Annotated in this window: 17 protein-coding genes and 1 tRNA gene; 15 read left to right on the top strand and 3 right to left on the bottom strand. The window is 59.2% G+C overall.

Going from position 1 to position 19,786, the window contains the following annotated elements:
- On the top strand, window positions 1-438 hold a 438-nt coding region (locus A3AY_RS0111905), incomplete at its 5' end, for an EF-Tu C-terminal domain-related protein (RefSeq protein ID WP_018325896.1).
- A gap of 97 nt (window positions 439-535) precedes the next feature.
- Here the strand turns inward: A3AY_RS0111905 and A3AY_RS0111900 are convergent.
- The gene (locus A3AY_RS0111900; RefSeq protein ID WP_154663283.1) at window positions 536-1,336 is read right to left on the bottom strand and encodes a hypothetical protein; all 801 of its coding nucleotides are present in this window, start codon (window positions 1,334-1,336) and stop codon (window positions 536-538) included.
- 181 nt (window positions 1,337-1,517) lie between these two features.
- Between A3AY_RS0111900 and A3AY_RS0111895 the strand changes: the two genes are divergently transcribed.
- The 10 genes from A3AY_RS0111895 (at window position 1,518) to rpoC (ending at window position 15,072) form a co-directional block, all read left to right on the top strand.
- Window positions 1,518-2,411 (top strand): NAD-dependent epimerase/dehydratase family protein, encoded by an 894-nt coding sequence (locus tag A3AY_RS0111895; RefSeq protein WP_018325894.1) that lies wholly within the window; start codon window positions 1,518-1,520, stop codon window positions 2,409-2,411.
- A 153-nt stretch (window positions 2,412-2,564) separates the two neighbouring features.
- Window positions 2,565-2,640 (top strand) — tRNA-Trp (locus tag A3AY_RS0111890).
- A gap of 199 nt (window positions 2,641-2,839) precedes the next feature.
- Window positions 2,840-3,040 (top strand): preprotein translocase subunit SecE, encoded by a 201-nt coding sequence (gene secE / locus A3AY_RS0111885; RefSeq protein WP_018325893.1) that lies wholly within the window; start codon window positions 2,840-2,842, stop codon window positions 3,038-3,040.
- A 16-nt stretch (window positions 3,041-3,056) separates the two neighbouring features.
- Complete coding sequence (nusG, locus tag A3AY_RS0111880) at window positions 3,057-3,587, top strand: transcription termination/antitermination protein NusG (RefSeq protein WP_018325892.1); 531 nt, start codon at window positions 3,057-3,059, stop codon at window positions 3,585-3,587.
- Window positions 3,588-3,855: 268 nt separating this feature from the next.
- Entirely contained in the window at window positions 3,856-4,287 is a 432-nt protein-coding gene (gene rplK, locus A3AY_RS0111875) for a 50S ribosomal protein L11 (protein WP_018325891.1), read from the top strand.
- Window positions 4,288-4,291: 4 nt separating this feature from the next.
- Window positions 4,292-4,990: a 50S ribosomal protein L1 gene (rplA, locus tag A3AY_RS0111870; RefSeq protein WP_018325890.1), complete on the top strand. Its 699-nt coding sequence runs from the start codon at window positions 4,292-4,294 to the stop codon at window positions 4,988-4,990.
- Window positions 4,991-5,318: 328 nt separating this feature from the next.
- Window positions 5,319-5,837 (top strand): 50S ribosomal protein L10, encoded by a 519-nt coding sequence (gene rplJ, locus A3AY_RS0111865; protein WP_018325889.1) that lies wholly within the window; start codon window positions 5,319-5,321, stop codon window positions 5,835-5,837.
- A 58-nt stretch (window positions 5,838-5,895) separates the two neighbouring features.
- Window positions 5,896-6,273: a 50S ribosomal protein L7/L12 gene (rplL, locus tag A3AY_RS0111860; protein ID WP_018325888.1), complete on the top strand. Its 378-nt coding sequence runs from the start codon at window positions 5,896-5,898 to the stop codon at window positions 6,271-6,273.
- Between the two features lie 262 nt (window positions 6,274-6,535).
- Window positions 6,536-10,675 (top strand): DNA-directed RNA polymerase subunit beta, encoded by a 4,140-nt coding sequence (gene rpoB / locus A3AY_RS0111855; protein WP_018325887.1) that lies wholly within the window; start codon window positions 6,536-6,538, stop codon window positions 10,673-10,675.
- Between the two features lie 188 nt (window positions 10,676-10,863).
- Window positions 10,864-15,072: a DNA-directed RNA polymerase subunit beta' gene (rpoC, locus tag A3AY_RS0111850; RefSeq protein WP_018325886.1), complete on the top strand. Its 4,209-nt coding sequence runs from the start codon at window positions 10,864-10,866 to the stop codon at window positions 15,070-15,072.
- A gap of 81 nt (window positions 15,073-15,153) precedes the next feature.
- Here rpoC and A3AY_RS0111845 read toward each other — a convergent pair whose 3' ends face one another.
- Both A3AY_RS0111845 and A3AY_RS0111840 read right to left on the bottom strand, forming a co-directional pair.
- Complete coding sequence (locus tag A3AY_RS0111845) at window positions 15,154-15,597, bottom strand: NUDIX hydrolase (protein WP_018325885.1); 444 nt, start codon at window positions 15,595-15,597, stop codon at window positions 15,154-15,156.
- A gap of 10 nt (window positions 15,598-15,607) precedes the next feature.
- Window positions 15,608-15,904, bottom strand: coding sequence for a hypothetical protein (locus A3AY_RS0111840; protein WP_018325884.1), 297 nt, complete (start codon window positions 15,902-15,904; stop codon window positions 15,608-15,610).
- A 576-nt stretch (window positions 15,905-16,480) separates the two neighbouring features.
- On the opposite strand from A3AY_RS0111840, the gene rpsL reads away from it, so the two are divergent.
- From rpsL to A3AY_RS35145, 4 genes are all read left to right on the top strand, one after another.
- Window positions 16,481-16,852 (top strand): 30S ribosomal protein S12, encoded by a 372-nt coding sequence (rpsL, locus tag A3AY_RS0111830; protein ID WP_003507760.1) that lies wholly within the window; start codon window positions 16,481-16,483, stop codon window positions 16,850-16,852.
- An 80-nt stretch (window positions 16,853-16,932) separates the two neighbouring features.
- Window positions 16,933-17,403 carry a 30S ribosomal protein S7 gene (gene rpsG, locus A3AY_RS0111825; RefSeq protein WP_018325882.1) on the top strand — a complete coding sequence of 157 codons (471 nt, stop codon included), beginning with the start codon at window positions 16,933-16,935 and terminating at the stop codon, window positions 17,401-17,403.
- Window positions 17,404-17,432: 29 nt separating this feature from the next.
- A complete protein-coding gene (gene fusA / locus A3AY_RS0111820) occupies window positions 17,433-19,532 on the top strand; it encodes an elongation factor G (RefSeq protein WP_018325881.1) in 2,100 nt (699 codons plus the stop codon).
- 72 nt (window positions 19,533-19,604) lie between these two features.
- Window positions 19,605-19,786: GTP-binding protein (locus A3AY_RS35145; RefSeq protein ID WP_040668606.1), on the top strand; the 182-nt coding region annotated here is incomplete at its 3' end.

Genomic DNA, 19,786 nt, shown 5'->3' with positions numbered 1-19,786 from the left:
CCGACGACGAAGACGACCTGCACCGGCGTTGAAATGTTCCGCAAGCTGCTCGACCAGGGCCAGGCCGGCGACAACATCGGTGCGCTCCTGCGCGGCGTCACCCGTGACGGCGTCGAGCGTGGCCAGATCCTGTGCAAGCCGGGTTCGGTCAAGCCGCACAAGAAGTTCATGGCTGAAGCCTACATCCTGACGAAGGAAGAGGGCGGCCGTCATACGCCGTTCTTCACCAACTACCGTCCGCAGTTCTACTTCCGCACGACGGACGTGACCGGCATCGTGTCGCTGCCGGAAGGCACGGAAATGGTCATGCCGGGCGACAACGTCACCGTTGCCGTCGAGCTGATCGTGCCGATCGCGATGGAAGAAAAGCTGCGCTTCGCCATCCGCGAAGGCGGCCGCACCGTCGGCGCCGGCATCGTCGCATCCATCGTCGAGTAATCCTTTAAGATTACCCGGATTTCTGAAAGGGCCCTGCTGGAAACAGTGGGGCCTTTTCGCGTTGTCGTGTTGCCTGCTCTTGCGGCACCCTGCGGCTTCAATGCCCGAAATTCTTGAAGCGCTTGAAGAAACCGCGGATCTGACGCTCGAGCTTCGTCTTCGACCAGAGCTTGGCGACCTGCCGCTCCATGCCGGTGAAGCGGTTGGCCAGAACATTGGTGGCGACGAGCGCGATCGTCGCCTCGCTGAATTCGGGAAACCGGCTTTGGAGGCGGGCGAAGGAACCGGCCGGCTCGCTCAGCTTTTCCTCGAAACGCCGGATGCGCCCCCTCTTGACGAAGAGTTGCAGCATGATCTGCTCGAACGTCCAGTCATGCTCGGTATACATGCTGAACTGAAGCCCTGCCGCGCCCGTAAAGCCGCAAAGACAGATATTGGCGTGTGGAATCTTCTCGGCAAGCCAGACGGCGACAGCAAACCCTGTCGTCGGCATGCGGTCCACCGGGTAGAGCGGGCCGAACGCATAGTCGAAATCGAGCGTCTGCGGCATGAGGGGGCTTTGGCGCGGCGCCGCCAACCCGGGGCTCCCTTCAGAAACCCCGCGATCGGCAATCACCCCGATTTCGGCCTTCAGGTGACGCGTAAACAGGCTGTAGGCCTTGTCGAAATGCTTCTGCGACTTCAGAAAGCGCGTGCCGCCGGCAACGAGGCGATGACAGAGTACCGCGTCCTTCTCGAAAGGACCGGAAAGGATCTTGGCGCACCCCGTGAAGAAGACGTAGAGTGTTTTCTCTGGCAAAGTGCTCGTGATTACGTCGATATCGACGCTTTCGCTGTTGGCGATCAACGCCACCATTTCATAGCTTGAGAGAAGTGCTTCGAAATCTTTACCTTGCATCGACATGTTCTCGCGGCCGTGAGGACTGTTATACTCATTTCAGTACGACATAAATGACGCCGGGCCTTCCGTCATCCCTCGCGACGCAGAAATAATATTGCGGCTTCGGTACGGACAGGGCATATCGGTTTTGACGAGGAGGCCGCCGCCCGTTCGGGCGGCCAGCAAGTGGAGGACGTCCATGAGCAAGCGAATTCTGTTCACCGGCGGTGCGGGCAAGGCAGGGCGGCATGCGGTGCCATATCTGGTCGAGGCCGGCTATGAGGTGCACAATGTCGATCTCGTGCCGCTCGACAGCCCCGGCGTCACCAATCTGATCGCCGACATTACCGACAGCGGCCAGATGTTCAACGTCATGTCGATGCATCGGGATTTTCCGGATCTGGAACACGGGCAGGGGCCGCGGCCGTTTGACGCCGTGGTTCACTTCGCCGCCGTGCCGCGCATCCTGATCAGGCCGGACAACGAGACGTTTCGCATCAACACGATGGGCACCTACAATGTCGTCGAGGCAGCGGTGAAGCTCGGCGTCCGCAAGATCATCGTCGCCTCCAGCGAGACCACCTACGGCGTTTGCTTTGCCGAGGGCCACCGTGACTTCCATCAGTTTCCGCTGGAGGAGGACTACGACGTCAATCCGATGGACAGTTACGGCCTGTCGAAGGTGCTCAACGAGAAGACGGCGCGCGCCTTTGCCGAACGCTCGGGTTTTGACATCTATGCGCTGCGAATCGGCAACGTGATCGAGCCGCACGAATACGAGCGGTTCCCGGCCTATTTTGCCAATCCGGAAATCCGCAAGCGCATTGCCTGGAGCTATATCGATGCCCGCGATCTCGGCCAGATCGTCAAGCTTTGCGTCGAGAAGGACGGCTTGGGTTTCCAGGTCTTCAACGCGGCGAACGACACGGTCTCGGCCGACACGCCGTCGCGGGAGCTTGCAGCCCGCTATTACCCGGATGTGCCGTTTACGAGAGAGATCGGCGAATTCGAGGGGCTCTTGTCGAACCGGAAGATTCGTGAAGTGCTCGGCTTCAAGGAAGACCACGACTGGCGGAAATATGTCGGTAAGTGAGCGAGGCTGATTTACGCGGTGAAAAAGAAAGGCGGATATCGCCGAATTCTTTCTCTTTTTCCGGCAAAGACGCTTGTCATCGCCGGGCAAACTGAATAATAAGCCGCAGACTTAACGCGGCGCACAGCCTTTGAGGCACCGGCGCTGTGGTCTAGGGGTATAGCTCAGTTGGTAGAGCGGCGGTCTCCAAAACCGCAGGTCGCAGGTTCGAGCCCTGCTGCCCCTGCCATTCGATCCAGCGCAACACGATGCAGCGACGACTTGGCGGTACATACAGGGGGAAGGGCTTGCCTTTTTCCGGCTAATTTCGCAAAAAGACCGTTGACCTCTTGTGATTTATGGAATCGGTCTTTATGTAGGGTTCAAACAGACACGCGGCGCGTGGGGCTGATCGACAGCTTTACGGGCCGTTAAGGCGTGAGCATTCAATGGCATCCAAAACAAATCCATTTACGTTTCTGCAGCAGGTGCGCTCCGAGACGTCGAAAGTGACATGGCCTACGCGGCGCGAGACGACGATCTCGACGCTCATGGTGTTCGTCATGGTCTTCTTTGCGGCACTCTTCTTTTTTGCTGCGGACCAACTGATGGGCTGGCTGATCGGCCTCGTCCTGAATGCTGGTATCTGAACGGGTGGGGATGAATATGGCAGCGCGTTGGTACATCGTTCACGCCTACTCGAATTTCGAGAAGAAGGTTGCTGAATCCATTGAGGAGAAAGCCAAGCAGAAGGGGCTCAGCCATCTGTTTGAAAAGATTCTCGTCCCGACCGAAAAGGTCGTTGAAGTTCGTCGCGGCCGCAAGGTTGATGCCGAGCGCAAGTTCTTTCCCGGTTACGTGCTCGTGCGTGCCAATCTGACGGATGAGGCCTATCACCTCATCAAGAATACGCCGAAGGTGACCGGCTTCCTCGGATCCGACAACAAGCCGGTTCCGATTCCGGATTTCGAGGCCGAGCGCATTCTCGGTCAGGTTCAGGACGGTGTCGATCGTCCGAAGCCTTCGATCTCGTTCGAGATTGGTGAGCAGGTTCGTGTCTCCGACGGTCCGTTTGCCTCGTTCAACGGCATCGTCCAGGACGTGGACGAAGAGCGTTCGCGCCTCAAGGTCGAGGTCTCGATCTTTGGCCGTGCGACGCCGGTAGACCTTGAATACGCTCAGGTCGAGAAAGTCTGATTTCTGATTGCCGCAGCGCCGGGATATCTGGCTGCGCGGCATTCTTTTGTTTTCCGGATATTCGTATTCGGTAAAGGCGGGGTGACCCGCACTCCGCGTGGAAGGAAACCGGTCTTAGCCGGACCGGCGTTCCGCACCACGCAACCGCAGCCGCCACTCCCTTTGACGAGGGGTGGCATGAAGGGCCGGGAAACCGGCCGGAACGTTTCCTGCTCCAGTTCGTCATCTGACGGGCGGTGAGGCGGGAAAAACCAAAAGGCAGAGAGAAATGGCTAAGAAAGTTGCAGGCCAGCTCAAGCTTCAGGTCAAGGCAGGATCGGCAAACCCGTCCCCGCCAATCGGCCCGGCGCTTGGTCAGCGTGGCATTAACATCATGGAATTCTGCAAGTCGTTCAACGCGGCTACGCAGGAAATGGAAAAGGGCATGCCGATCCCGGTCGTCATCACCTATTACCAGGACAAGTCCTTCACCTTCATCATGAAGCAGCCGCCGGTCAGCTACTTCCTGAAGAAGGAAGCAAAGATCCAGTCCGGCTCGAAGACGCCGGGCAAGGGTGCGACCGCAGGCAAGCTCACCAAGGCTCAGATCAAGTCGATCGCCGAAGCCAAGATGAAAGACCTGAACGCAGCCGATATCGAAGGCGCAATGACCATGATCGAGGGCTCCGCCCGCGCCATGGGTCTGGAAGTGGTGGGCTAAGATCATGGCAAAGCTTGCAAAGCGTGTACAGAAGACCCGCGAAGGCATCGATCCGACGAAGCTTGTCGCCCTGCCGGAAGCAATTTCCCTGGTCAAGGCCCGTGCCATCGCCAAGTTCGACGAAACCATCGAAGTTGCGATGAACCTCGGTGTTGACCCGCGTCATGCCGACCAGATGGTCCGTGGCGTCGTCAACCTGCCGAACGGCACCGGCCGCGACGTTCGCGTCGCCGTTTTCGCCCGTGGGGCCAAGGCTGACGAAGCCAAGGCTGCCGGCGCCGACGTCGTTGGCGCCGAAGACCTGGTCGAAATCGTCCAGGGCGGCAAGATCGACTTCGATCGCTGCATCGCCACCCCGGACATGATGCCGCTCGTCGGCCGCCTCGGTAAGGTTCTTGGCCCCCGCGGCATGATGCCGAACCCGAAGGTCGGAACGGTCACGATGGACGTTGCCGGTGCTGTCAAGGCATCGAAGGGCGGCGCCGTCGAGTTCCGCGTCGAGAAGGCCGGTATCGTTCATGCCGGTATCGGCAAGGCTTCCTTCACGGCTTCCGCGATTGAAGAAAACATCCGCGCTTTTGCGGATGCGGTCATCAAGGCAAAGCCGGCTGGCGCCAAGGGCAACTACGTCAAGCGCGTGGCGATTTCCTCGACCATGGGCCCGGGCGTCAAGGTTGATCCTTCGTCGGTCACCGTCGCTTAATTTATCCGGACTTCGGTCCGGTCCAAGATTTCCGGCCCTCCGGGGCCGGGAATTCCGGGATCAAACCCGGAACTCCTGTCCGAGATTGCAGGTGGTTATCCCTTAATCACTTCAGCCTGCATGAGACGGGTGAGTCCCGAATTTCATTTGACGCGCGAAAGCGTGGGAATTCGGTTCGAACCTCGGCTTGCCTTGTGCCGGACCCGCTCAAACGGGAACGCGCAGGGGACAGGATCCTCGAGCGTCGCTTGGGATCAACTCTGATCCCCTGTGGCAAAGGCAAACCGACTGGGCTGTATTTTGCGGTCCAGTCAACTGGAGATAGGCAGTGGAAAGAGCGGAAAAACGCGAATTCGTCACGGAGCTGAACGAGTCCTTCAAGGGCGCCGGTTCGGTTGTCGTGGCCCACTATGCTGGTGTCACAGTCGCACAGATGAACGACTTCCGTTCGAAGATGCGCGCTGCTGGCGGCACCGTCAAAGTCGCGAAGAACCGCCTGGCCAAGATCGCCCTTCAGGGTACGGAAGCCGAAGGGATGTCCAATCTCTTCAAGGGTCAGACGCTGGTAGCATTCAGCGCCGACCCGATCACGGCTCCGAAAGTCGTCATGGATTTCGCCAAGACCAACGACAAGATCGTTGTTCTGGGTGGTGCCATGGGGGCAACGACGCTCAACGCGGATGCAGTCAAGTCGCTTGCGACCCTGCCTTCGCTGGACGAACTGCGTGCGAAGCTGCTGGGCATGATCCAGACACCGGCTACCCGCATCGCAGGCGTTGTTGCAGCACCGGCAAGCCAGCTTGCCCGCGTGTTCTCGGCTTACGCCAAGAAGGACGAAGCCGCATAAGGCGGTTTTTCGTTGTTTATATCTAACCAAGTTCGAACCGAACAAAAGGAACTAAAAAATGGCTGATCTCGCAAAGATCGTAGACGACCTGTCCTCGCTGACCGTTCTGGAAGCTGCAGAACTGTCGAAGCTTCTCGAAGAAAAGTGGGGCGTTTCCGCTGCTGCTCCGGTAGCAGTTGCTGCTGCTGGCGGCGCTGGCGTTGCTGCTGTCGTTGAAGAAGAAAAGACTGAATTCGACGTCATCCTCGCTGATGCCGGCGCAAACAAGATCAACGTCATCAAGGAAGTTCGCGCTATCACGGGCCTCGGCCTGAAGGAAGCCAAGGACCTCGTTGAAGCCGCTCCGAAGGCTGTCAAGGAAGGCGTTTCCAAGGCTGAAGCCGCTGATCTCAAGAAGAAGCTCGAAGACGCTGGCGCCAAGGTTGACGTCAAGTAATCGTGCCTATTTCGAGGGAGGGGTGGCCCGAAAGGGTCGCCTCTCTTTCATCGTTTTTTGAACGTATTACCCAAAAGCCTATTGAAAACGGCTTTTGGGTAATGGGTTCTTCAAGAGGATGGTCTCGAACCGGACCGCCAGGCAATCCGGCCGGCGGTTTTGGGAAGTGAGACGAGTTTGAATGATCCATTAATTTGACGGAGCCGACTGGCCAGCGGTGTTCGTCTGTTGCAGGCCCGGGTGCAATTTTAAAGGAGCGACGATGGCTCAGACCCTTTCGTTTAACGGTCGCAGGCGCGTACGCAAGTTTTTCGGTAAAATTCCAGAAGTCGCAGAAATGCCGAACCTCATCGAGGTTCAGAAGGCATCCTACGATCAGTTCCTCATGGTCGACGAACCGCAGGGCGGCCGTCCGGACGAGGGACTTCAATCCGTTTTCAAGTCCGTTTTCCCGATCACGGATTTCTCCGGCGCTTCGATGCTCGAATTCGTTTCCTACGAGTTCGAACAGCCAAAGTTCGACGTGGAGGAATGCCGTCAGCGCGATCTGACCTACGCTGCACCCCTCAAGGTGACGCTGCGCCTCATCGTGTTCGATATCGATGAGGATACGGGCGCCAAGTCCATCAAGGACATCAAGGAACAGAACGTCTACATGGGCGACATGCCGCTCATGACCAACAACGGTACGTTCATCGTCAACGGCACCGAGCGCGTCATCGTCTCCCAGATGCACCGTTCGCCGGGCGTGTTCTTCGATCACGACAAGGGCAAGAGCCACTCCTCGGGCAAGCTGCTGTTTGCTGCCCGCGTCATTCCGTATCGCGGCTCCTGGCTCGACATCGAGTTCGATGCCAAGGACGTTGTCCACGCGCGTATCGATCGCCGCCGCAAGATCCCTGTCACGTCGCTGCTGATGGCGCTCGGCATGGACGGCGAGGAAATCCTCGAAACCTTCTACACCAAGTCGTTCTACCAGCGCGACGGCAAGGGCTGGCGGATTCCGTTCCAGCCGGACACGCTGAAGGGCCAGAAGGCTCTGTCCGACCTGATCGACGCCGATACTGGCGAAGTCGTGGTCGAATCCGGCAAGAAACTGACGCCGCGCCTGTTGAAGACGCTGAAGGAAAAGGGCCTGAAGGCCATCAAGGCGTCTGACGACGATCTCTACGGCAACTTCCTGGCCGAAGACCTCGTCAACATGTCGACGGGCGAAATCTTCCTCGAAGCCGGCGACGAAATCGATGAGAAGACGCTCGGGGTGATCCTCGGTGCTGGCTTCGACGAAATCCCGGTTCTCGACATCGACCACATCAATGTCGGTGCCTATATCCGCAACACGCTGGCCGTGGACAAGAACGAGAACCGTCAGGATGCTCTGTTCGATATCTACCGCGTCATGCGTCCGGGCGAGCCGCCGACCATGGATTCCGCCGAAGCCATGTTCAACACGCTGTTCTTCGATGCGGAGCGTTACGACCTCTCCGCCGTTGGCCGCGTGAAGATGAACATGCGCCTTGACCTCGATGCTGCCGACACGGTCCGCATCCTGCGCAAGGAAGACATCCTGGCTGTCGTCAAGATGCTGGTCGACCTGCGCGACGGCAAGGGCGAGATCGACGATATCGACAACCTCGGCAACCGCCGTGTGCGTTCGGTCGGCGAACTGATGGAAAACCAGTATCGCCTCGGCCTTTTGCGCATGGAGCGTGCGATCAAGGAGCGCATGTCGTCGATCGAAATCGACACCGTCATGCCGCAGGACCTGATCAACGCCAAGCCGGCTGCTGCCGCTGTCCGCGAGTTCTTCGGTTCTTCGCAGCTGTCGCAATTCATGGACCAGGTCAACCCGCTGTCGGAAATCACCCACAAGCGCCGTCTTTCGGCTCTTGGCCCGGGCGGTCTGACGCGCGAACGTGCAGGCTTCGAAGTCCGCGACGTTCACCCGACTCACTACGGCCGTATCTGCCCGATCGAGACGCCGGAAGGCCCGAACATCGGTCTGATCAACTCGCTCGCAACCTTCGCCCGCGTCAACAAGTACGGCTTCATCGAAAGCCCGTACCGCAAGATCGTCGACGGCAAGGTGACGCGTGAGGTCGTCTATCTGTCGGCGATGGAAGAAGCCAAGTACCACGTCGCCCAGGCAAACTCCGAGCTCAACGAGGACCAGTCGTTCGTGGAAGAGTTCGTCGTCTGCCGTCACGCCGGCGACGTTATGCTGGCGCCCCGCGACCAGATCAACCTGATGGACGTTTCGCCCAAGCAGCTCGTATCGGTTGCGGCAGCGCTCATCCCGTTCCTGGAAAACGACGACGCCAACCGCGCTCTCATGGGCTCGAACATGCAGCGTCAGGCCGTGCCTCTGCTGCGCGCGGAAGCACCGTTCGTCGGTACCGGCATGGAGCCGGTCGTTGCGCGTGACTCCGGTGCTGCGATCGCTGCCCGCCGCGGCGGCGTGGTCGACCAGGTCGATGCGACGCGTATCGTTATCCGTGCGACGGAAGATCTTGAAGCCGGCAAGTCCGGCGTCGATATCTACCGCCTGCAGAAGTTCCAGCGTTCGAACCAGAACACCTGCGTCAACCAGCGTCCGCTGGTCACCGTCGGCGACATTCTGAACAAGGGCGACATCATCGCTGACGGTCCGTCGACGGATCTCGGCGATCTGGCGCTCGGCAGAAACGCGCTCGTCGCGTTCATGCCCTGGAACGGCTACAACTACGAAGACTCGATCCTGCTCTCCGAGCGCATCGTCCGCGATGACGTGTTCACCTCCATCCACATCGAAGAGTTCGAAGTGATGGCGCGCGACACCAAGCTCGGTCCGGAAGAAATCACCCGCGACATTCCGAACGTCTCGGAAGAAGCGCTGAAGAACCTCGATGAAGCCGGTATCGTCTACATCGGTGCGGAAGTTCAGCCGGGCGACATTCTGGTCGGCAAGATCACGCCGAAGGGCGAAAGCCCGATGACGCCGGAAGAAAAGCTTCTGCGCGCCATCTTCGGCGAAAAGGCCTCCGACGTTCGCGACACCTCCATGCGCATGCCTCCGGGCACCTTCGGCACCATCGTCGAAGTCCGCGTCTTCAACCGCCACGGCGTGGAAAAAGACGAGCGTGCCATGGCGATCGAGCGCGAAGAGATCGAGCGTCTGGCCAAGGACCGCGACGACGAACAGGCGATTCTCGACCGTAACGTCTACTCGCGTCTTCTCGACATGCTGCGCGGCCACGTTGCGGTCGCCGGTCCGAAGGGCTTCAAGAAGGGCACCGAGCTTTCGAACGCCGTCATCTCCGAATATCCCCGCTCGCAGTGGTGGATGTTCGCAGTTGAAGACGAAAAAGCTCAGGGCGAAGTCGAGGCCCTGCGCGGCCAGTACGACGAGTCCAAGTCGTTGCTCGAGCATCGCTTCATGGACAAGGTCGAAAAGGTCCAGCGCGGCGATGAAATGCCTCCGGGCGTCATGAAGATGGTCAAGGTCTTCGTCGCTGTGAAGCGCAAGATCCAGCCGGGCGACAAGATGGCCGGCCGTCACGGCAACAAGGGTGTGGTTTCCCGCATCGTGCCGATCGAAGACATGCCGTTCCTCGAAGACGGCACGCATGTCGACGTCGTTCTGAACCCGCTCGGCGTGCCTTCGCGCATGAACGTCGGCCAGATCCTCGAAACCCATCTCGGCTGGGCTTGTGCCGGCATGGGCAAGAAGATCGGCGCCATGCTCGATGCCTATAAGGCGGGTGCTGACATTCAGCCGCTGCGCGATACCATCGACAGCGTCATCGGATCCGGTCCGAAGGGCGAGCCGATCAAGCAGTACGACGACGAATCGATCGTCCGCCTGGCCGAGCAGACCCGCCGCGGCGTGTCGATCGCAACGCCGGTCTTCGACGGCGCGGTGGAAGCCGACGTCAACGAGATGCTGGAACAGGCAGGCCTCAAGGTGACCGGCCAGTCGACGCTGTATGACGGCCGTACCGGCGATCAGTTCGACCGCCAGGTGACTGTCGGCTACATCTACATGCTGAAGCTGAACCACCTTGTCGACGACAAGATCCATGCCCGTTCGATCGGTCCTTACTCGCTCGTTACCCAGCAGCCGCTGGGCGGCAAGGCGCAGTTCGGCGGTCAGCGCTTCGGGGAAATGGAAGTCTGGGCGCTCGAAGCCTACGGCGCCGCCTACACCCTGCAGGAAATGCTGACGGTGAAATCGGACGACGTGGCCGGCCGTACCAAGGTCTACGAGGCGATCGTCCGTGGCGACGACACGTTCGAGGCTGGTATTCCGGAGAGCTTCAACGTTCTCGTCAAGGAAATGCGGTCGCTGGGGCTCTCGGTCGAGTTGGAAAACTCGAAGCTCGAGGATCTGCAGCCGACGCAACTGCCGGACGCCGCCGAGTAAGACATCATCAAGGTGCGTGCCGTGTAAAGCGGCGCGCACCGTTTCCGCCAAGCCCACTTAGCGGGCAGGGCAGGAAATACGGCCGCATGAAATGCGGTTTTATCCATTTTCAGGCTGCGGTCCGGCGCCCGGGATTTGCCGGAACCGTCCAGCCAAGAAGAGGGCGATAGCCCGTAAAGGAGATAGGCATGAACCAAGAGGTCATGAATCTTTTCAATCCGCAGGTGCCTGCACAGACATTCGATTCCATCCGGATCTCGATTGCCTCGCCGGAGAAGATTCTCTCCTGGTCTTACGGTGAAATCAAGAAGCCGGAGACGATCAACTACCGCACGTTCAAACCGGAACGCGACGGTCTGTTCTGCGCGCGCATCTTTGGACCGATCAAGGACTACGAATGCTTGTGCGGCAAGTACAAGCGCATGAAGTACAAGGGCATCATCTGCGAAAAGTGCGGCGTCGAAGTGACGCTGTCGCGCGTTCGCCGTGAGCGCATGGGCCATATCGAGCTTGCCGCTCCCGTTGCCCACATCTGGTTCCTGAAGTCCCTGCCGAGCCGCATCGCAACGCTGCTCGACATGACGCTGAAGGATATCGAGCGCGTCCTCTATTTCGAAAACTACATCGTTACCGAGCCGGGCCTGACTTCCCTCAAGGAAAACCAGCTTCTCTCGGAAGAAGAATACATGATCGCCGTCGACGAGTTCGGCGAAGATCAGTTCACGGCGATGATCGGTGCGGAAGCCATCTACGAGATGCTCGCGTCGATGAACCTCGACAAGATCGCCGGCGATCTGCGTTCGGAAATGGCTGACACCACGTCCGAGCTGAAGCAGAAGAAGCTGATGAAGCGCCTGAAGATCGTCGAGAACTTCATGGAATCCGGCAACCGCCCGGAATGGATGATCATGAAGGTCGTCCCGGTGATCCCGCCGGACCTGCGTCCGCTGGTTCCGCTCGATGGTGGCCGTTTCGCAACATCCGACCTGAACGATCTCTATCGTCGCGTCATCAACCGTAACAACCGTCTGAAGCGCCTGATCGAGCTTCGTGCGCCGGGCATCATCATCCGCAACGAAAAGCGCATGCTGCAGGAATCCGTCGATGCGCTGTTCGACAACGGCCGCCGCGGCCGCGTCATCACCGGCGCCAACAAGCGCCCGCTGAAGTCGCTGTCCGACATGCTCAAGGGCAAGCAGGGCCGCTTCCGCCAGAACCTGCTCGGCAAGCGCGTCGACTATTCCGGCCGTTCGGTCATCGTGACCGGTCCGGAACTGAAGCTGCACCAGTGCGGCCTGCCGAAGAAGATGGCGCTCGAGCTGTTCAAGCCGTTCATTTACGCCCGTCTCGACGCCAAGGGTTACTCCTCGACCGTCAAGCAGGCGAAGAAGCTGGTTGAAAAGGAAAAGCCGGAAGTCTGGGATATCCTCGACGAGGTCATCCGCGAACATCCGGTTCTCCTGAACCGTGCACCGACGCTGCACCGCCTGGGCATTCAGGCCTTCGAACCGACCCTGGTCGAAGGCAAGGCGATCCAGTTGCACCCGCTCGTCTGCACCGCCTTCAATGCCGACTTCGACGGTGACCAGATGGCCGTTCACGTTCCGCTGTCGCTCGAAGCGCAGCTGGAAGCGCGCGTGCTGATGATGTCGACAAACAACATCCTGCATCCGGCAAACGGCGCACCGATCATCGTTCCGTCGCAGGACATGGTTCTTGGTCTCTACTATCTGTCGATCATGAACCAGAACGAGCCGGGCGAAGGCATGGCCTTCTCCGACCTCGGCGAACTGCATCACGCGCTTGAGACCAAGGCCGTGACGCTGCATGCCAAGATCCGCGGCCGCTTCAAGACCGTTGATGCCGAAGGCAAGCCGGTGTCGAAGATCTATGAAACGACACCTGGCCGCATGCTCATCGGCGAACTTCTGCCGAAGAACGTCAACGTGCCGTTCGACGTCTGCAACCAGGAACTGACCAAGAAGAACATCTCCAAGATGATCGACACGGTCTATCGTCATTGCGGCCAGAAGGACACGGTCATTTTCTGCGACCGCATCATGCAGCTCGGCTTCGCCCATGCCTGCCGCGCCGGCATTTCGTTCGGCAAGGACGACATGGTCATTCCGGACACCAAGGCCAAGATCGTCGGCGACACCGAAAGCCTGGTGAAGGAATACGAGCAGCAGTACAATGACGGCCTCATCACCCAGGGCGAAAAGTACAACAAGGTTGTCGACGCCTGGGGCAAGGCGACCGAAAAGGTCGCCGACGAGATGATGGCACGCATCAAGGCGGTGGAATTCGACGACAACGGCCGTCAGAAGCCGATGAACTCGATCTACATGATGTCCCACTCCGGCGCCCGCGGTTCTCCGAACCAGATGCGTCAGTTGGGCGGCATGCGCGGACTTATGGCGAAGCCTTCGGGCGAAATCATCGAGACGCCGATCATCTCGAACTTTAAGGAAGGCCTGACCGTTAACGAGTACTTCAACTCGACGCACGGTGCCCGTAAGGGTCTTGCAGACACCGCCTTGAAGACCGCGAACTCCGGTTACCTGACCCGCCGTCTCGTCGACGTCGCGCAGGATTGCATCGTCAACTCGGTGGATTGCGGTACCGAATCCGGCCTCACCATGACCGCCATCGTCGATGCCGGTCAGGTCGTTGCCTCACTCGGCGCCCGCGTTCTCGGCCGCACGGCCCTTGACGACATCGATCATCCGGTCACGGGTGAGCGTATCGTCGATGCCGGCCGGATGATCCTCGAAGCCGACGTCGTCGAAATCGAAAAGGCCGGCATCCAGTCGATCCGCATCCGTTCGGCGCTGACCTGCGAAATCCAGACCGGCGTCTGCGGCGTCTGCTACGGCCGTGACCTGGCGCGCGGAACGCCCGTCAACATGGGCGAAGCCGTCGGCGTCATCGCCGCTCAGTCGATCGGCGAACCGGGCACCCAGCTCACCATGCGTACGTTCCACCTTGGTGGCACGGCGACCGTGGTCGACCAGTCGTTCCTCGAAGCGTCGTATGAAGGTACGGTTCAGATCAAGAACCGCAACATGCTGCGCAACTCGGAGAACGTGCTCGTCGCGATGGGCCGCAACATGGCGATCCAGATCCTCGACGAACGTGGTGTCGAACGCTCCTCGCAGCGCGTTGCCTACGGTTCGAAGATCTATGTCGATGACGGCGACAAGGTGAAGCGCGGCCAGCGTCTCGCAGAGTGGGACCCCTATACGCGTCCGATGATGACGGAAGTCGAAGGTACGGTTCATTTCGAAGATATCGTCGACGGTATCTCCGTTCTGGAAGCGACCGACGAAGCGACCGGCATCACCAAGCGCCAGGTTATCGACTGGCGCTCGACGCCACGCGGTATCGACCTGAAGCCGGCGATCGTCATCAAGGACAAGAATGGCGCCGTTGCCAAGCTTGCCCGCGGCGGCGAAGCCCGCTTCATGCTCTCGGTCGACGCCATCCTGTCGGTCGAGCCGGGCACCAAGGTCAGCCAGGGTGACGTGCTTGCACGTTCGCCGCTGGAAAGCGCCAAGACGAAGGACATCACCGGTGGTCTGCCGCGCGTTGCCGAACTCTTCGAAGCGCGCCGTCCGAAGGATCACGCGATCATCGCCGAAATCGATGGTACGATCCGCTTCGGCCGCGACTACAAGAACAAGCGCCGCGTGCTGATCGAGCCTGCGGAAGACGGTGTTGAGCCGGTCGAGTACCTGATCCCGAAGGGCAAGCCCTTCCATCTTCAGGACGGCGACTATATCGAAAAGGGTGACTACATCCTCGACGGTAACCCGGCCCCGCACGACATCCTGGCGATCAAGGGCGTGGAGGCACTCGCTTCCTACCTCGTCAACGAAATCCAGGAAGTCTACCGTCTGCAGGGCGTTGTGATCAACGACAAGCACATCGAGGTGATCGTTCGCCAGATGCTGCAGAAGGTGGAAGTCACCGACGCCGGCGACTCTTCCTATATCGTTGGCGACAGCGTCGACCGCATAGAACTGGAAGATGTCAACGATCAGCTGATCGAACAGGGCAAGAAGCCCGCTTACGGCGATCCGGTCCTGCTCGGCATCACCAAGGCCTCGCTGCAGACGCCGTCCTTCATCTCGGCCGCGTCCTTCCAGGAAACGACCAAGGTGCTGACGGAAGCTGCGATCGCCGGCAAGACCGACGGCCTGCAGGGCCTGAAGGAAAACGTCATCGTCGGACGCCTGATCCCGGCCGGTACCGGCGGCACCATGACCCAGATCCGCCGTATTGCGACGGCTCGCGACGAGATGATCCTCGAAGAGCGCCGCAAGGGAACGGGAGCAGAAGCCGCAACGCCGATGCTCGCCGACATGGCGGCCAAGGAAGATGCCGCGGCTGAGTAAGGCCGAAAAGGCGAGGGCGGTTCTGCCGCCCTTTCGACGAATTGACAAAAGCCGCCCGGAGTGATTCGGGCGGCTTTTTTCTTATGTGGAAATCATGGCGAGATGCTGTTCCATGCCGTAACCGAGCTTCTGAGCGGCGTCCTCGATCCGCATCCAGAAGAAGCGGAAGCGGATTGGCGGCCCGCCGCTGAAAGGCGTCATCTCGCTGTGAATCCAGGTTTCCGGCAGTTCGCCGGCAGGCTTGACGTGGAAATAGAAGCGCCGGTGGCAGATTTGCCTCTCGTTACGGACAACACGATAGTCGTCGGTCGCAAGCAGCGCGAACGGCGTGTCGCAGTCAATCCCGGTCTCCTCGGCAAACTCACGTCGGGCTGCAGCCAAGATATCCTCCCCCGGTTCGATCGTGCCGCCGGGGACTTGCAATTCGACGTCAGGGAAATCCGGTTCATCGAAAACGAGAAGGAGATCGTTCCTCGTCGCGTAGATCAGAACCTTGGAGGCATCCGGAACGGGTTGGTCAACCATCCAGTGTCGATCACCCGAACTTGATGATCGCCACCTCACCCGAAAGCGCGCCTTGATAGGCCGACGCATGGGGTTCTTCGTCGGGAATGTCGGTGAGGGTACCGATCTGGTCGAGATCCGCCTCGAGAAATCCCTCTTCGGCGAGTGCGTTCAAGGCGTCGCGCACCGCGGTGTCGTCGTCCGGCGCGCGCAGCATGACATGGATATCGATACCCTCTTCATCGCCGTCCCTTTCATAGGCCTTGCCAATGACAATGAAGACCATCGGGCCATCGAGGTTGTTGTCGTTGTCGGGGATGGCGGTCATTGGCTGCGTCCTTGTTCGAAAGAGGTGAGCAATGATCTTACAGCGTATTGCGACACGGTGCGCATTAAAAAAACATCGAACCCACGACGAATCGAGGTGGGGGAGGAGCCGATTCTTCCCTTGCAGCTCGGATTGTGAAATAGCTTTATGATTCTTTAAGTTGAGCGCTGCGTACTGGTGATTCGACGCCGCTGGCTCCAAGTCAGGGCAGGTTGCGCCGCAAAACCCTTGTTTTGCAGGCATGTCAGGCCCGCGCAGGGAAGAATATTTGTTAATTCCCCTTGACGGGACACCCCGAAATCAGTACACCCCGCCCCATCGGAGCCCATGTGAGGCTGGCTGGTTCGGAGCGTCTCGTTCTGGAGTTCGCCTCAAACAAGGCTCTAAAACGCACGCTGACGACCAAAATGCTGAACGCATGACGCTGAAATACGGCGTCCTCTGCTTTTTTGTGGGCCATCTGCCGAAAAGCGGATCGGTCCTCGTTTTGCGCATTTATCAAGCGTTCGAAACCGCCGGCGACGGCATTGATCCGCCCGCAAGGGTAATGAGACAGAATTTGTAAGGGATGGTTATATGCCTACCGTAAACCAGCTGATCCGCAAGCCGCGTCAGGCACAGGTAAAGCGCAATAAGGTTCCTGCTCTGCAGGAAAACCCCCAGAAGCGCGGCGTTTGCACCCGCGTCTACACGACGACCCCGAAGAAGCCGAACTCGGCTCTGCGTAAGGTTGCCAAGATTCGCCTGACCAACGGCTTCGAAGTCATCGGCTATATTCCGGGTGAAGGCCATAACCTTCAGGAGCACTCCGTTGTCATGATCCGTGGCGGTCGTGTTAAGGACTTGCCGGGCGTTCGCTACCACATCATCCGTGGTGTTCTCGATACCCAGGGTGTCAAGAACCGCAAGCAGCGCCGTTCCAAGTATGGTGCGAAGCGTCCGAAGTAATTCGGTTTTCCAGGAATTCGGCGCCGCGCGAGGTACTCCGCGTGATAAGGCGTCCAGCTAGCAATTGAGAGACAAAACGTATGTCCCGTCGTCATAGTGCAGAAAAGCGCGAGATCAATCCGGATCCGAAGTTCGGTGATCTGGTCGTCACCAAGTTCATGAACGCTATCATGCTTCATGGTAAGAAGTCCGTTGCTGAAAACATCGTTTACGGTGCGTTCGATGCGGTTCAGGGCAAGCTGAAGCAGGAGCCGGTTGCCGTGTTCCATTCGGCGCTCGACAACATCGCTCCGCACGTCGAAGTCCGTTCGCGTCGCGTTGGTGGTGCTACCTACCAGGTTCCGGTCGATGTTCGCCCCGAGCGCCGTCAGGCTCTTGCCATCCGCTGGCTGATCGCTGCTGCTCGCAAGCGCAATGAGACCACCATGATCGATCGCCTCTGCGGCGAACTCATGGATGCTGCCAACAACCGTGGCAGCGCCGTCAAGAAGCGCGAAGATACCCACAAGATGGCTGACGCGAACCGTGCATTCTCGCATTACCGCTGGTAATCGACGAACAATTTCGAAAGGCAGTCACTATGGCTCGCGAATACAAAATCGAAGACTACCGTAACTTCGGTATCATGGCGCACATCGACGCCGGCAAGACCACGACGACTGAGCGCATCCTGTATTACACGGGCAAGTCGCACAAGATCGGCGAAGTTCATGACGGCGCTGCCACCATGGACTGGATGGAACAGGAACAGGAACGCGGCATCACCATCACGTCCGCTGCCACCACGACCTTCTGGAAGGGCCGTGACGGCAAGATGCGCCGCTTCAACATCATCGACACCCCCGGCCACGTCGACTTCACCATCGAAGTCGAGCGTTCGCTGCGCGTTCTCGACGGCGCCATCGCGCTGCTCGACGCCAACGCCGGTGTCGAGCCGCAGACGGAAACCGTCTGGCGTCAGGCTGAGAAGTACCATGTTCCGCGGATGATCTTCTGCAACAAGATGGACAAGACCGGCGCTGATTTCTATCGCTCGGTTGATATGATCAAGTCCCGCCTCGGTGCGATCCCGGTTGTCATGCAACTGCCGATCGGCGCTGAAAGCGACTTCAAGGGCGTTATCGATCTGATCGAAATGAACGCCCTTATCTGGCGCGACGAGTCGCTCGGCGCACAGTGGGACGTCGTCGAGATCCCGGACGACATGAAGGAACAGGCCGCGAAGTATCGCGAACTGCTCATCGAGACCGTCGTCGACATCGACGAAGCCGCGATGGAAGCCTACCTTGAAGGCGTCATGCCGGACAACGAGCAGATCCGTGCGCTCGTGCGCCGCGGCACCATCGACGTGAAGTTCCACCCGATGTTCTGCGGTACCGCGTTCAAGAACAAGGGCGTTCAGCCGTTGCTCGACGCCGTCGTCGAATACCTGCCTTCGCCGCTGGACATCCCGGCGATCAAGGGCATCGATGTCAAGACCGAGAGCGAAATCGAGCGTCACGCTTCGGACGAAGAACCGCTTTCGATGCTCGCCTTCAAGATCATGAACGACCCCTTCGTCGGTTCGCTGACCTTCGCCCGCATCTATTCCGGCAAGCTCGAAAAGGGCACGTCGGTGATGAACACGGTCAAGGAAAAGCGCGAGCGCGTCGGCCGCATGCTGCAGATGCATTCCAACTCGCGTGAAGACATCGAAGAAGCCTTTGCCGGCGACATCGTTGCTCTCGCCGGCCTCAAGGAAACCACCACCGGCGACACGCTCTGCGATCCGCTGAAGCAGGTTATCCTCGAGCGCATGGAATTCCCCGAGCCGGTCATCCAGATCGCGATCGAGCCGAAGACCAAGGGCGACCAGGAAAAGATGGGCCTCGCGCTCAACCGCCTGGCTGCCGAAGATCCGTCGTTCCGCGTCAAGACCGACGAAGAATCCGGCCAGACGATCATCGCAGGCATGGGTGAACTTCACCTCGACATCCTGGTTGACCGCATGCGCCGCGAATTCAAGGTTGAAGCAACCGTTGGCGCGCCGCAGGTTGCCTATCGTGAAACCATCACGAAGAGGCACGAAGAAGACTACACGCACAAGAAGCAGTCCGGTGGTACCGGTCAGTTCGCGCGCGTCAAGATCGTGTTCGAGCCGAACGATGAAGGCGAAGACTTCAAGTTCGAATCCAAGATCGTCGGTGGTGCTGTTCCGAAGGAATACATCCCGGGCGTTCAGAAGGGCATCGAAAGCGTTCTGTCTTCGGGTCCGCTCGCTGGCTTCCCGATGCTGGGCGTCAAGGCGACCCTCGTTGACGGCGCCTTCCATGACGTCGACTCGTCGGTTCTCGCCTTCGAAATCGCCTCCCGCGCCTGCTTCCGCGAAGCAGCCAAGAAGGCCGGTGCTCAGCTTCTCGAGCCGATGATGAAGGTCGAAGTCGTAACGCCGGAAGACTATGTCGGCGACGTTATCGGCGACCTGAACTCGCGTCGTGGCCAGATCCAGGGCCAGGAATCGCGCGGCGTTGCCGTTGTCATCAACGCAAACGTCCCGCTGGCGAACATGTTCAAGTACGTGGACAACCTGCGCTCGATGAGCCAGGGCCGTGCCCAGTATTCGATGACGTTCGATCACTATTCGCCGGTTCCGTCGAACGTGGCGCAGGAAATCCAGGCGAAATACTCCGGTCAGAAGTGACCGGAGCCTACGCCATCTGACAGAAACAAGAGAATTACCCCGTGATTGGGGTCAGAAAACGGAGAGCCGGAAATGGCAAAGAGCAAATTTGAGCGCAACAAGCCGCACGTTAACATTGGCACGATCGGCCACGTTGACCATGGCAAGACGTCGCTGACGGCAGCGATCACGAAGTATTTCGGCGAATACAAGGCGTATGACCAGATCGACGCCGCTCCGGAAGAAAAGGCGCGCGGCATCACCATTTCGACGGC

The sequence above is a fragment of the Rhizobium giardinii bv. giardinii H152 genome (genome assembly GCF_000379605.1).
GTDB classification, from domain to species: Bacteria; Pseudomonadota; Alphaproteobacteria; order Rhizobiales; family Rhizobiaceae; genus Pararhizobium; species Pararhizobium giardinii.
This window is presented reverse-complemented; position numbering and strand designations above follow the sequence as displayed.

Excerpts from the sequence above, each read along its gene's own strand:
- nusG (WP_018325892.1), top strand. The coding sequence starts at position 3,057 with ATGGCAGCGCGTTGGTACATCGTTCACGCCTACTCGAATTTCGAGAAG.
- rpsG (WP_018325882.1), top strand. The coding sequence starts at position 16,933 with ATGTCCCGTCGTCATAGTGCAGAAAAGCGCGAGATCAATCCGGATCCG.
- rplK (WP_018325891.1), top strand. The coding sequence starts at position 3,856 with ATGGCTAAGAAAGTTGCAGGCCAGCTCAAGCTTCAGGTCAAGGCAGGA.
- rpsL (WP_003507760.1), top strand. The coding sequence starts at position 16,481 with ATGCCTACCGTAAACCAGCTGATCCGCAAGCCGCGTCAGGCACAGGTA.
- A3AY_RS0111895 (WP_018325894.1), top strand. The coding sequence starts at position 1,518 with ATGAGCAAGCGAATTCTGTTCACCGGCGGTGCGGGCAAGGCAGGGCGG.
- rplL (WP_018325888.1), top strand. The coding sequence starts at position 5,896 with ATGGCTGATCTCGCAAAGATCGTAGACGACCTGTCCTCGCTGACCGTT.
- rpoC (WP_018325886.1), top strand. The coding sequence starts at position 10,864 with ATGAACCAAGAGGTCATGAATCTTTTCAATCCGCAGGTGCCTGCACAG.
- fusA (WP_018325881.1), top strand. The coding sequence starts at position 17,433 with ATGGCTCGCGAATACAAAATCGAAGACTACCGTAACTTCGGTATCATG.
- rpoB (WP_018325887.1), top strand. The coding sequence starts at position 6,536 with ATGGCTCAGACCCTTTCGTTTAACGGTCGCAGGCGCGTACGCAAGTTT.
- A3AY_RS0111840 (WP_018325884.1), bottom strand. The coding sequence starts at position 15,904 with ATGACCGCCATCCCCGACAACGACAACAACCTCGATGGCCCGATGGTC.
- A3AY_RS0111900 (WP_154663283.1), bottom strand. The coding sequence starts at position 1,336 with ATGCAAGGTAAAGATTTCGAAGCACTTCTCTCAAGCTATGAAATGGTG.
- A3AY_RS0111845 (WP_018325885.1), bottom strand. The coding sequence starts at position 15,597 with ATGGTTGACCAACCCGTTCCGGATGCCTCCAAGGTTCTGATCTACGCG.
- secE (WP_018325893.1), top strand. The coding sequence starts at position 2,840 with ATGGCATCCAAAACAAATCCATTTACGTTTCTGCAGCAGGTGCGCTCC.
- rplA (WP_018325890.1), top strand. The coding sequence starts at position 4,292 with ATGGCAAAGCTTGCAAAGCGTGTACAGAAGACCCGCGAAGGCATCGAT.